This window comes from Brevibacillus sp. YAE8 (assembly GCF_057543335.1).
Window position 1 is genome coordinate 555,667 of the sequence record NZ_BAAIYG010000001.1, and the last position, 12,955, is coordinate 568,621.

The window sequence follows — 12,955 nt, forward strand, 5'->3', positions numbered from 1 at the left end:
CATTAATATCCTCATGTATTATTGTAGCACGTTTCCGAAAACACGCAACCAATTTCCTTGCACAAATTTCAATACTTCCGCCTCTTTGTAATGTCTGAGCAGCGCTTCTAGTAACTGGGAATACGCCGCTGCTGATGACAGGTCCATCACGTCCCAAAACCCCGGGTCCGCCAAATGGGAAACGTCGATGACCATCCCCAGCCGATTCATCTCTTCTATTACTTGTCGACCAAAAGCAGTAAGTCCGCCCGGATTCGGTTCGCCGCTGCCATCCGCCACGCAGTTGCCATGATTCCAGGTCAACGTCATGCCGCGGACGCCGAGACGATACCACGTGCGAAGCTGTACGAGGCTTTCCTCCAGAGCATGTGCCCCTTCTACAAACAGAATAGCCCCTTTCTCCCCCTTTAATACGCGCTCGTCCAAATCAGCCATTGTGTAAATCGGGCGGAATTGTTCACTCGCCACCTTTTCATAAAAGATATCGATCATTTCTAGTATCGTATGAAAACGGCGGCCATACGGCACGTGAACAGGCACAAAACAGGCAAGCACCTGTATATCCACATTCCCTTTTGCGAGGGCAGGAAAACCCGCTTGCAAAAAATCGTCTTCTTTATAGAAGTCACGCTCCGGTTCTTTCCACAGCTTGCCCAACACATCGCAATGCGCGTCGAATATTTTCATGCATGCTCTCCCCTTTTTCTTCCTACTTGTCTGTAGCCGCTTTTTTGGACACGAAAAAACCTGTTCATTCTTCGAACAAACAGGCAGGCGATACGTTTGCAGTTTTATTATCTGGGTTCTACGATTAGTTTGATTGCAGTACGCTCTTCTCCATCAATCACGATGTCCGTAAAGGCTGGAATACAAATGAGGTCAACTCCACTCGGCGCTACAAACCCTCGTGCGATTGCTACGGCCTTCACAGCTTGATTAAGCGCCCCAGCGCCAATGGCTTGGATTTCGGCTGCACCGCGTTCACGGAGAACGCCGGCAAGGGCACCAGCAACGGAATTGGGGTTAGACTTTGCTGAAACTTTTAATACTTCCATCCTTTTTGAACCTCCCGTCTGATAGGAATCCTGTCATCATTAGAATGATATTCGCATAACCCCTAAAAATTCCTGCTAACTCGCTAGAAAGATTCAAAAAATTCTAATCTTACGTTCATTATTCCATAAAGGGATGGTCTACGTCAATTCTGATTCGCTCCAATTTCTTCGCTTGCCCGGTTGCCTTGTCGAGCGTAATCAGGACGGCGTTCAACTGCGCAGGATCTGGCGCCACTTCGAAGCGGACAGGCAGTTGGGTCAAAAATTTGCGGATGACCGCCTCGCGCTCCATCCCGAGGATGCCATTGCTCGGACCGCACATCCCTACATCGCACAAAAATCCTGTCCCTTGCGGCAAAACGCGTTCATCCGCGGTCTGCACGTGCGTGTGCGTACCGACTACAGCCGTGACGCGTCCGTCGAGATACCAGGCCATCGCCTGTTTCTCCGAAGTAGCTTCGGCGTGGAAGTCGACAAAAATCAGCTTCGTGCGCTTGCGTGCCTGCTCGACCAGTTTGTCTGCCATCTGGAAAGGGCAGTCGAGCGGCGGGAGAAACGTCCTGCCCATCAGGTTAATGACTGCAAGCTCTCCTTCCGACTGCTTGATGTACGTAATGCCTTTTCCGGGCGCGCCCGCAGGAAAGTTCGCCGGGCGGATCATCCGCGGCTCCTCGTCAATAAAATCGAAAATCTCGCGCTGGTCCCACGTATGGTTTCCGAGCGTAATCGCCTGAACACCGATCTCGAACAGCTCTTTGGCGATCTTCTCGGTAATGCCTCGGCCATGCGCCGCATTTTCGCCGTTAGCGACAATGAACGTAGGCTTGTATTTTCTTTTCAAAAGCGGCAGGTACGTCTTGACGATGTCTCTGCCGGGCGATCCCATAATGTCTCCGATAAACAAAAGCTTCATCTACCATTCACCTCATTGCTAGTATACACAACTATTGCGTGATTAGAAAAAAAGTAAAGTGGCCGTCAGCCACTTTACTTTGCATACTCGACCGCCCTTGTTTCACGAATGACTGTCACTTTGATGTGACCAGGGTAGTCCAGTTCATTTTCAATTCGTTTCGTAATCTCCCGTGCCAGACGGGTAGCTTCCGCATCATCAATCTTGTCAGGTTGAACCATCACGCGAATTTCGCGTCCTGCTTGAATCGCATAAGACTTTTCGACGCCATCGAACGACTCAGAGATTTCTTCGAGTTTCTCCAAACGTCTGATATAAGTTTCCAATGTCTCACGGCGTGCGCCTGGGCGTGCAGCAGACAGAGCATCTGCAGCTCCCACGAGCATAGCAATGACGGAAGTTGGTTCGGTATCACCGTGATGAGAAGCAATACTGTTGACAACCACTTGATGCTCGTTGTATTTCTTGGCCAGTTCCACACCGATCTCGACGTGGGAACCTTCCACTTCGTGGTCGATCGCTTTTCCGATGTCATGCAGCAAACCTGCACGTTTGGCCAGCTTCACGTCTTCTTTCAGCTCGGCAGCCATCAAGCCAGCGAGATGAGCCACTTCCATGGAGTGTTTGAGCACGTTCTGACCATAGCTGGTACGGTAACGCAGGCGTCCCAAAATCTTAATCAGGTCTGGATGCAGGCCGTGTACTCCGGTTTCAAATGTTGCTTGTTCCCCGTATTCGCGGATGCGCTCGTCTACTTCACGGCGTGCTTTTTCCACCATTTCCTCAATACGGGCAGGGTGGATACGGCCATCCGCTACGAGCTTATCAAGCGCTGTTTTGGCGATTTCCCGGCGGACCGGATCAAAGCCAGACAGGATGACGGCTTCTGGCGTGTCGTCGATAATCAGATCGATACCGGTTAACGTCTCAAGCGCGCGAATGTTTCGGCCTTCCCGTCCGATAATCCGGCCCTTCATCTCATCGTTTGGCAACGTCACGACAGAAACGGTGGTTTCTGCGACGTGATCGGCTGCACAGCGTTGAATGGAGGTGGTAATAATTTCACGAGCGCGTTTGTCCGCCTCTTCTTTGGCTTGTGTCTCTATTTCTTTAATCATCACAGCCATTTCGTGGCGAACGGTATTTTCCACATCGGTCAGAATGATATTTTTCGCTTCATCCTGCGTCAGTCCGGAAATGCGTTCCAGCTCGGAAACTTGTTCTTTATATAAGTGCTCTACCTTGCTTTGCAGTTCTGCGATGGTACGGTCGCGCTCAGACAACTCTTCTTCCTTGCGCTCCAACTGTTCCATCTTGCGGTCCAGCGTCTCCTCTTTTTGAAGAATACGCCGTTCCTGACGCTGGATCTCGTTGCGTCTCTCACGCAACTCGGTTTCTGCTTCGGAACGAAGCTTGAACACTTCATCCTTGGCTTCCAGCACCTTTTCCTTTTTTACGGCTTCGGCGTCCCGTTTCGCTTCCTCGACGATCTGGCGTGCAGCTTCCTCCGCACTGGAGATTTTTGCTTCCGCAATCGATTTACGAATGAAGTAGCCAGCACCCAAGCCGATGAGCAGGGCGACGAGCACGATGACAACTGTTAGTATAGGATCCATAGGCTTTTTCGTTTCACCTCCTTATTGTAAGACATCTCCCCGCTTTCCAAGCATTCGTTTTTCATGGAGTGCCGCTTTCGTTTTGCTCTCACATTTGAACATTCGCTAAAAAACAGGACCGATTTTACTCGGTCCGCTGAATCCGTACTGCTGTCGCACGGTTGTTCAGTTGTTCCACAGGCAACGAGTGAGCAAAGCGCAAAAAGTTATGATACACCAAGTAAATACAAACCTATTTTATTATTTGTGAACAAGAATTGTCAAGAACATGCAAATAGAGTCAATCCTCTCCAACCCTTCTCTGGCGCAATTCTCCCCGAATCTGTTGGATGATGGAATGCGAGAATCCTTTGCGCATCAGCATGGCTAACAGCTTTCTCTCCTCGTCAGGATTTGGCGCTCCTTCGATGCGCCGCGCTTTCTTCTCTACCAAAGCGCGCGCCGCTTCCAGTTCAGCCTCTCTGGAAACGCCCTGCACGGCATCTTCTGCAATCGACTTGTCCACTCCGCGCTGTGCCAGCTCCATCCGCAGCATATAGGAGCTTCGCGGCTTCAGGCGCAGCCTCTCCTCCACCCATTGCTTGGCAAACGCTTCGTCGTCTATGTACCCTTGCTCCTCGCAGCGCTGGCAAATCTCGTCGGCGACGCGGATCTCGAAGCCCTTTTCCAGCAAGTACGCATGCAGTTGACTGCGCGTGCGCGGACGCATCCCCAAATACTTCAACGCACCCAAATACGCCTTGTGCTTTTCTTCTGCGACCAGCACCTCGCTGTAAAATGCCTCGTCTACCTCCGTGCCTTTAAACAGGTTGTACTTTACCAGTATGTCTTCATGTACCGTAAACGCATACTCCCCGTCCAAATCTATATGGTAGCGCTGCCTCTGCTTGTTATCGCGGTGAACGGCAGTAATTTGGCCGCTATTCATGCGCTCTCGCTCCTCTCCAGTCGTTTTTCACACAAAACAGCCTGTCTCATCGACAGGCTGTTGACTTTTCGCTCATTAATCGAGGTCAAATGCTGGCTCTTCCTCTTGCTCCGGATCGATCACCGGCTCTGCCTCTGGAACGGAACCAGGGTTGAGGCTGAAGTACTCGCGAACTTTTGCCTCGATCTGCGCTGCAATATGCGGGTTTTCCTTGAGGAAGACTTTCGAGTTTTCCCGTCCTTGGCCGAGGCGCTCCTCGTTGAAGGAGTACCACGCACCGCTTTTTTGCACGACGTCGATTTCGGAACCGATATCGAGGATGCTGCCCTCTTTGGAGATCCCTTCCCCGTACATGATGTCCACTTCAGCGACCTTGAACGGTGGCGCTACTTTGTTTTTCACGACTTTGATCTTGGTCTTGCTACCCATGATGTCGTTGCCGACTTTGATCGCTTCGGCTTTGCGGACATCGAGGCGCACGCTCGCGTAGAACTTCAGGGCGCGTCCACCAGGAGTTGTTTCCGGGTTCCCGAACATCACGCCTACTTTTTCACGCAACTGGTTGATGAAGATCGCAATCGTCTTGGACTTGTTGATCGCACCGGACAGCTTGCGCAGGGCTTGCGACATGAGGCGGGCTTGCAGACCTACGTGGGAGTCTCCCATTTCGCCTTCAATCTCTGCCTTCGGAACGAGCGCCGCTACCGAGTCCACGACAATGATATCGACTGCACCGGAGCGTACGAGCGCCTCGGCAATTTCCAATGCTTGCTCCCCGGTATCCGGCTGGGAGAGCAGCAGCTCGTCAATGTTCACGCCCAGCTTCGCTGCATAGACAGGGTCCAGCGCGTGCTCGGCATCGATGAAAGCTGCTTGTCCGCCTTGTCTTTGCACTTCTGCGATGGCATGCAGTGCTACGGTTGTTTTACCGGAAGACTCTGGACCGTAAATCTCGACGATCCGGCCGCGCGGGAATCCACCCACACCCAATGCGATATCCAAAGCTAACGCTCCACTGGAAACGGTAGAAATCTGAACGTTGGACACTTCTCCCAACTTCATGATGGAACCTTTTCCAAATTGCTTTTCTATTTGACGCAATGCACTCTCCAAAGCTGCGCGACGATCTGACAAATGGTACACACCCTTTCACTATTCGCATCTCTTTTGCTTGTCTTCATCATACATCGAGACAGAACCGTTTGCCAAGTGTTTTTTACGAACAAATATTCGCATCGCAAAAAACAGCCATTTCCTGGAAGTTTCCAGCGAAATGGCTGTCTGTTTTTCACCTGTAGCGAAGTTAGGAGCGCTTCGCACCGCGCGGCTTCGCCGGCTCCAGGTTGATGCGCTTGCCGTTGATCCGGGTTTGGCGGAGCGATTCGTAGACGAACGCCGCCACTTCTTCCGGCACTTCCACAAACGTGAAGTTTTCGAAAATGTCGATGCGGCCCACCGCTTTGCCCGGGATGCCGACCGACTCGGAAATTTCGCGAACCAAATCTTGCGGCTTCATGTTCGCGTTGCGGCCTACGTTCAGGAAGAAACGCACCATGCCTTTTGCCGCACCCGTCTCTCCGAAGTTGTACGCTTCGGTCTCCTGAATTTGCCCTGCTTCGGTATGGAAAGCCAGGTGCAGTGCCGCAGCCGCAACCTTCTCAGCCGGGTATTGGCCCACGAGCGTTTCCGCTACTTTTTGGTACATATCCGCAATCGCATCGCTTTCCAGCAGGCTGGTCAACTGCTCGCGGAGCTGCTCCTGCTTGCGTTCAGCCACTTCCTCCAGCGACGGAACGTTGCGGGACAGCACTTGTGCTTTTGTCTGCTTCTGGATGAACATCATCTGTCTAACTTCACGCGGAGTCACCAAAGTCATGGCGATTCCTTTGCGTCCGGCGCGGCCTGTACGCCCGATCCGGTGCACGTAGCTCTCGGAGTCTTGCGGAATGTCGTAGTTGATGACGTGGGATACGTTTCCTACGTCGATCCCGCGCGCCGCTACGTCGGTGGCGATCAAAAACTCGATGGAGCCTTCGCGGAAGGCATTCATCACCTTGTCGCGCTGCGCCTGGGAAAGATCGCCGTGCAAGCCGTCCGCCAAATACCCGCGAGATTGCAGCACTTCGGACAGCTCATCCACCCCGCGCTTGGTGCGGCAGAAGATGATGCCAAGCTCCACGTCCTCGCTGTCGAGAATGCGACACAGGCTCTCTACTTTGTTCCGGTCAAACACTTTGTAATACACTTGTTCGATCAATGGCGCTGTCACTTCTTCGCGGCTGACCGCGATCGTTTGCGGCTGCTTCATGTAGCGGGTCGCCAGGCGCTTGATTTCAGGCGGCATCGTTGCGGAGAAAAGCAGAGTCTGACGCTCTTCCGGCATATGTGTGATGATCGTTTCGATATCTTCGATGAAGCCCATGTCCAGCATTTCGTCCGCTTCATCCAGAACGAGCGTATGTACATGATCGAGCTTCAATGTTTTGCGGCGCAGGTGGTCCATGACGCGGCCGGGCGTCCCGACTACGATCTGCACGCCTTGGCGCAGGGCGCGAATCTGGTGGCCGATCGACTGTCCGCCGTAGATCGGCAGCGTGCGTACTTTGTTGTATTTGGAGATGCGCAGCAGCTCTCCGGCAACCTGGATGGCAAGCTCGCGCGTCGGAGTCAGCACGATAGCCTGTACGCGGTTGGCTGGCGTAATTTTCTCCACGAGCGGAATCCCGAAAGCTGCGGTCTTACCCGTTCCCGTCTGTGCTTGACCGATCAGGTCTCCCCCAGCCAGCACTTTCGGAATGCAAGCGGCCTGGATCGGCGATGGCTCTTCGAAGCCCATATCGTGGATCGCCTGCAAAATGGATTTATGTAAAGGAAAATCAGAAAACATCGTCATGAAAACGTCACCTTTCTTTTTGCATTTGCAGCGCATAAAATAGCGCAAATTTGGCGGCACGCCCAACAATCGCCTGTCTTCTGCCAGCCAGGCGCAGTTCTTTTACTACTGTGGGCATCCCTTCACCCGCAATTCCGACGTAGACAAGGCCAACAGGCTTGCCCTCCGAAGGGTCGGGTCCAGCCACACCCGTCACGGACACGCCGTATGTGGCTCCCAGCTTGGCTCGCACATTTTCTGCAAGCAACTGCGCCGTTTGCCGACTGACCGCACCGTCCGTATTCAAAACCTCTTCGGGCACGTCAAGCAGCCGGTTTTTCACATCGTTTGTATAACAGACTACGCCGCCTTGAAAAACAGACGAGCTGCCGGGAACGGACGTAATCAGCGAAGCGACCGTGCCGCCTGTACAGCTTTCCGCACATGCGATCGTTTCGTTTCGCTTTTTCAGCTCGCTCACCAAGACGGCATGCAGGGACGAATCTTCTCCCATCCCGTACACATACTCGCCAACACGCTTGCGAATTTCTTCTTCCACCGGCAAAATCAGCGCTTCCCCTTCTTCTGCCGTAGCCGCTCTCGCCGTGAGCCTGAGCGTCACTTCAAACTCCTTGGCATACGGCGCGATCGTCGGGTTGTCCTGCTTTTCAATCAAATCCAGCAGCCGCTCCTCCAGAGCGGATTCCCCGATTCCGTAGAAGCGCAGCACATGGGAATGGAATACTTGCTTCTCTGGCAACAGGTCTGTCAAGTACGGCATCACGTAGCGATCCACCATCGGGTACAGCTCGCTCGGCGGTCCAGGGAGCAGCACGAACGTACAACTGTCATGACGGATCGCCATCCCAGGCGCCATCCCGAAGTCGTTGGAAAAGACATGGCTGCCTGAGAGCACCAGCGCCTGCTTCCGATTGTTCTCCGTCATGACAATCCCACGTTGCAAAAAGAATTGTTCAATTCTTTCCATGGCTTCCTGGTTCGTTTCCAGCCCGACGCCCACGTGTGCTGCCACCGTTTCTTTTGTCAGGTCATCCTGGGTCGGTCCAAGCCCCCCTGTCAAAATGACGAGATCGGATCGGCCGGATGCGAGCGCAATGACCTGCCGCAATCGCTCTGAGTTATCTCCCACAACCGTATGGAAATAGACTCCCACGCCAATTTCCGCCAGTTTCTGCGACAGAAGCTGGGCATTTGTGTTGGCAATTTGGCCTAGCAAAAGCTCGGTACCTACTGCGATAATCTCCGCTCTCATTTTCCTCATCCATTCTCTTTGAGAGTAGAAAAGCCTCTAACCAAACAGTTTATCACCGATAGCGGCTATAGAGAAGAGTCTTGTGAAAAAAGAGACCAATACCCGTAGCTACGAGTATTGGATGACGTTGCGATTTTTCGCAAAGTAGTCGTACCCGGAATAAAGCGTGATAACGACCATAGCCCACGTGGCGACTTCGTCAAACGGAATCCCGAAAAATTCAAAGGGGAAGTTGCGGATCATGACAGCGGTAATCGCCACAATCTGAACCCATGTCTTCAGTTTACCCAATGCGCTGGCAGCAATTACCTGACCTTCTGCCGCAGCGACCAGGCGCAAACCTGTTACAGCAAATTCCCTGCTGATGATGACAATCGCGATCCACGCTTCCAGACGCTGCATCTCCACGAGGGAAATCAGCGCTGCGGAGATCAGCAATTTGTCTGCAAGCGGGTCCAAAAATTTTCCCAGATTCGTCACGATCTTGCGTTTGCGAGCGATGTAACCGTCGAGTCCGTCCGTACTGGCTGCTAGGATAAACACCAAAGCCGCAATCAGCTCGTTATACGTCATCGTCAGGCTGCCAATGGAAAATGTCCCGATGTTGTAACGCACCAGCAGAAAAAACATGACTACCGGCACCAGGAAAATCCTGGCGAGGGTGATGCGGTTGGCGAGATTCACCTAGACTACCTCCCCGGCCAAATCGTATTCATAGGAGTGTGTGATCTTCACTTTTACGATAGAGCCTAATTTGCCTTTGAACCCTGAGACGAATACTTCCCCGTCAATTTCCGGGGCGTCGTATTGCGTCCGGCCTACATAAATATCGTTGCGTCCCTCGTAGCGTTCGATGAGAACGTCCAGCTCCTGGTCGACGAAGCGACCGTTGCGATCGCCTGCAACCTCACGCTGAATTTCCATCAGCATGTTCGCGCGCTTTTCCTTGACCTCTTCGTCGACATGGTCGGGCAAGCGGGAAGCAGGAGTGTCATCCTCATTCGAATACGTAAACACGCCCAGTCGATCGAAGCGGATGTCCTTCACAAACTCGCAAAGGTGCTCGAAGTCCTCTTCTGTCTCTCCAGGGAAGCCTACGATCAACGAGGTGCGCAGCGCTACATCCGGCACCTGCGCGCGGATTTTCGCCACAAGCTCGCGAATATCCGTTTGTCGCCCCGGACGACGCATTCTTTTCAGGATATGGTCTTCCGAGTGTTGCAGCGGCATGTCCACGTATTTGCACACTTTTGGATTGGTCGCAAACGTGTGGATCAGCTCGTCTGTAAAAAAGCCCGGATAGGCGTAGTGCAGACGAATCCACTCGATTCCATCCACTTCCGCCAAACGGTTCAACAGCTCTGGCAACATCAGCTTTCCATCGTAAATGTCTGTACCGTAGTTCGTGGAATCTTGAGCGATCAGGCTCACTTCCACAATCCCCTGCGCAGCCAGGTGGCGCGCCTCTTCGACGATGGATTCAATCGTCCGGCTGCGGAAGCCACCCCGCATCAGGGGAATACTACAGAAGGTACAGGCGTTGTCGCAGCCCTCGGCAATTTTAATGTATGCAGAGTACGTGCCTTCCTTCACCTTCCGCTTTACTACATCTTCGTACGTAAAGATCGGGTTGCCCACAAAAATCGGGCGTTTGCCCGCCAGCGATTCTTCAATGATCCCTGTAATCGACATAAAATCGCCTGTTCCGACAATGCCGTCCACCTCGGGAATCTCGTTCAAGATATCCTCTTTGTAGCGTTGTGTGAGACAGCCTGCCACCACAAGCGATTTCAGCTTGCCGGTTTCCTTCAATTCACCCATTTCCAGAATCTTGTTCACAGATTCTTCCTTGGCTGCATCGATGAAACCACAGGTATTGACGATGACCACGGTTGCTTCTTCCGGATTGTCAACCAGTTCATAGCCTTTTTCATCTATCAGATGGGCCATCATGTCCGAATCGACGAGATTCTTTTCACAGCCCAGCGTAACAATCGCTACTTTTTCTCGCGTACCTACCTTCTCTGCCATCTTTTTTCCTCCAATTGGTCACACCAGCCCATATTACACCTATCCAGTATAATATAAGCCTAAAGGAAGTGTCAAAAGAGACGAAAGTACGAAAGGCAAGCATTACGCTTGCCTACTGTGCTGCTGCTTCTTTCATTTTGATGGTGATGTTCGACGGCATGAACTTCATTTTGGACGTATCGACTACCGCTCCGTTCACCGTCAATTCGACAACGGTCGGCTTTCCGAGACGCACATACGCCGATTTCCCCAGTTCAATCGTGATTTCTTCCTTGGCTCCCTTTTTCAGTTCGCCTTCCTCGACGTACTTTTTGCCTTTTCCTTCCGATACCCCGAACCAACTTCTGTCTTCCTTCACTTTCAGGTGGACGGTGATTTTTTCTCCACCCTGCAGGGAGTAGTTGTACATGGAACCTTGCTGCGAATCGAACGTGATCGTCGCCTGAGAAGTGACCTCTCCCGGCTCGGGTGTCGTCGTTCCCGGCTCAGGAGCAGGCGTGACAGTAGATGGCGGTTGCGGCTGCTGCGCGATCGGCGAGGTGGAAGCCCCCCCACCACCGTTGCCCGGAGTGACGATTTCCGCTCCAGGAGTGACTGTTCCGCTCGGTACAGGCTGCGTGCTGATATTGCCGTTGTTATTTACTGCTGCGATGTAAATAACGCCGATAATCAAGGCAATGAACAACACCAGCAAAGTTTTGGTGACCCAACGCCCCGCCTGCAGCGGATTATTCGCGGAAGCAACTCTCCGGCGACGCAATCTCTCCACTTGCTCCGTTGGCGGCTGGGCTGGCAAATCGGCCTGAAAATGCGTCAGGATGTGATTCGGGTCCAAACCGACGGCTTCCGCATAGCTCTTTATGAACGCACGCGCATAAAAGTGGCCAGGAAGTACATGAAAATGACCTCTTTCAATGGCTTCCAAATATCGCCGCTGTATCTTGGTGATTCGTTGGATGTCGTCGAGCGTGATTCCTTTTTCCTCGCGGGCCCTTTGCAAGACTTGACCTAGCTCAGACACAGTTGCCCCTCCTTAATTCATGTCAAAATTATCAAAGCCGCGATTGTTAATCAGCTCGTATGTAATCTCCTCATCTGGATAGTGGCGAAGTTCGATAATGTAGTGGAAATCAGACATTTCGTACTCAGACTCCCGCACAAAAATATCCGGATGCTCAATGATTTTCGCGGCAGGAAAGTTCATAATCTCCCGAAGCAGGGTGTAGTGCTTCTCTGTCGATCGCAGCGTTGAAACAATCCCATCTATCAAATATACATGATCGGTAGACATTTCATCAATGGCTAAGGAGCTTCGCACCGTTTGTCGCAGCAAAGTTGAGGAAATGAACGTCCAGCGCTTGTTCGCCGAGACACTTGCTGCAATCATCGACTCCGTCTTCCCCACGCGAGGCATTCCCCGGATGCCGATTAGCTGATGGCCCTCTTTTTTCAAAATCTCGGCCATGAAGTCTACCAAAAGCCCCAGCTCGTCGCGCACAAAACGGAACGTTTTTTTGTCCTCGCTGTCACGCTCGATGTACCGGCCATGCCGAACGGCAAGACGGTCGAGCATGGTCGGGGGACGCAACCTCGTTATGGTTATGTTGTCCATTTTTTGCACAACGTTGCGCAAAACCTCCATTTTTTCATCGTCGTCCGTCAAGAGCAGCATGCCGCGTCGCATCGTATCCACGCCGTTGATCGTCACGATATTAATGTTCAACATCCCCAGAATAGAAGACACGTCCCCTAACAGACCCGGACGGTTGCGGGCAATTTCGTACTCCATGTACCATTCTTTTTTCGCTTCCATATACAATCCTCTCCGCCACCCAAAATGATCTTCTTCTGTAGTATATCACGTTCGTATCATTCGACAAACGCGAAAAGAAAAATCCCCATGAATAGGGGATTTAAACGTCTAGTTGCCACGATTGACATTATCGGAATTTTGAACGAGCTTCACCATGAGGGAAGCGAGTGCTTGCTGTTGCTGCTGATCGCCCGCATCCCAGAGCTGCTTCAACAGACGCTCTTGTTCGTTTTTCGGGTCGACCTGCTCTGCCAGATAGCCTCCAATCTGGTACGCTACGTTTTCCAGTGTCTGGCTTTCCATGCCAGCCTGTTTCGCCTGCTCTACTCGCTCTCCGAGAAACTCTTTCCAGTCGCGAAAGTTGTCCAAAATCGACATTAGGAAATTCCCTCCTTTTTTCGTTGCGGCAACGGTCTTCTACCGACCGCCCACACAAGAGGTAGACTTCCACCAT

13 protein-coding genes are annotated in these 12,955 nt (G+C 52.3%); all 13 read right to left on the reverse strand.

Features of this window, described 5'->3' with window-relative positions; all coding sequences use genetic code 11:
* Positions 1 to 18 precede the first annotated feature (18 nt).
* Positions 19 to 687: a dipeptidase gene (locus AC27IT_RS02125; RefSeq protein ID WP_025846049.1), complete on the reverse strand. Its 669-nt coding sequence runs from the start codon at positions 685 to 687 to the stop codon at positions 19 to 21.
* Positions 688 to 794: 107 nt separating this feature from the next.
* Positions 795 to 1,055 carry a stage V sporulation protein SpoVS gene (spoVS, locus tag AC27IT_RS02130; protein ID WP_003385776.1) on the reverse strand — a complete coding sequence of 87 codons (261 nt, stop codon included), beginning with the start codon at positions 1,053 to 1,055 and terminating at the stop codon, positions 795 to 797.
* A gap of 118 nt (positions 1,056 to 1,173) precedes the next feature.
* The gene (locus AC27IT_RS02135) at positions 1,174 to 1,968 is read right to left on the reverse strand and encodes a TIGR00282 family metallophosphoesterase (protein ID WP_005834087.1); all 795 of its coding nucleotides are present in this window, start codon (positions 1,966 to 1,968) and stop codon (positions 1,174 to 1,176) included.
* A 74-nt stretch (positions 1,969 to 2,042) separates the two neighbouring features.
* Positions 2,043 to 3,584, reverse strand: coding sequence for a ribonuclease Y (rny, locus tag AC27IT_RS02140; protein ID WP_005834089.1), 1,542 nt, complete (start codon positions 3,582 to 3,584; stop codon positions 2,043 to 2,045).
* Positions 3,585 to 3,864: 280 nt separating this feature from the next.
* Entirely contained in the window at positions 3,865 to 4,512 is a 648-nt protein-coding gene (locus AC27IT_RS02145) for a RecX family transcriptional regulator (protein WP_283857877.1), read from the reverse strand.
* 75 nt (positions 4,513 to 4,587) lie between these two features.
* Positions 4,588 to 5,646, reverse strand: coding sequence for a recombinase RecA (gene recA / locus AC27IT_RS02150; protein WP_025846053.1), 1,059 nt, complete (start codon positions 5,644 to 5,646; stop codon positions 4,588 to 4,590).
* Between the two features lie 169 nt (positions 5,647 to 5,815).
* A complete protein-coding gene (locus AC27IT_RS02155; RefSeq protein WP_007786887.1) occupies positions 5,816 to 7,405 on the reverse strand; it encodes a DEAD/DEAH box helicase in 1,590 nt (529 codons plus the stop codon).
* 7 nt (positions 7,406 to 7,412) lie between these two features.
* A complete protein-coding gene (locus tag AC27IT_RS02160) occupies positions 7,413 to 8,657 on the reverse strand; it encodes a competence/damage-inducible protein A (RefSeq protein ID WP_487091557.1) in 1,245 nt (414 codons plus the stop codon).
* Positions 8,658 to 8,765: 108 nt separating this feature from the next.
* Positions 8,766 to 9,341 carry a CDP-diacylglycerol--glycerol-3-phosphate 3-phosphatidyltransferase gene (gene pgsA / locus AC27IT_RS02165; RefSeq protein ID WP_005834099.1) on the reverse strand — a complete coding sequence of 192 codons (576 nt, stop codon included), beginning with the start codon at positions 9,339 to 9,341 and terminating at the stop codon, positions 8,766 to 8,768.
* The gene (gene rimO, locus AC27IT_RS02170) at positions 9,342 to 10,688 is read right to left on the reverse strand and encodes a 30S ribosomal protein S12 methylthiotransferase RimO (protein ID WP_487091558.1); all 1,347 of its coding nucleotides are present in this window, start codon (positions 10,686 to 10,688) and stop codon (positions 9,342 to 9,344) included.
* Between the two features lie 112 nt (positions 10,689 to 10,800).
* The gene (locus tag AC27IT_RS02175) at positions 10,801 to 11,709 is read right to left on the reverse strand and encodes a helix-turn-helix domain-containing protein (protein WP_487091559.1); all 909 of its coding nucleotides are present in this window, start codon (positions 11,707 to 11,709) and stop codon (positions 10,801 to 10,803) included.
* A gap of 12 nt (positions 11,710 to 11,721) precedes the next feature.
* Positions 11,722 to 12,501 (reverse strand): YmfK family protein, encoded by a 780-nt coding sequence (locus AC27IT_RS02180; protein ID WP_005834105.1) that lies wholly within the window; start codon positions 12,499 to 12,501, stop codon positions 11,722 to 11,724.
* A 108-nt stretch (positions 12,502 to 12,609) separates the two neighbouring features.
* On the reverse strand, positions 12,610 to 12,879 hold the full coding sequence (locus AC27IT_RS02185; protein WP_005834108.1) for a DUF3243 domain-containing protein: 270 nt from the start codon (positions 12,877 to 12,879) through the stop codon (positions 12,610 to 12,612).
* Positions 12,880 to 12,955: the final 76 nt, after the last annotated feature.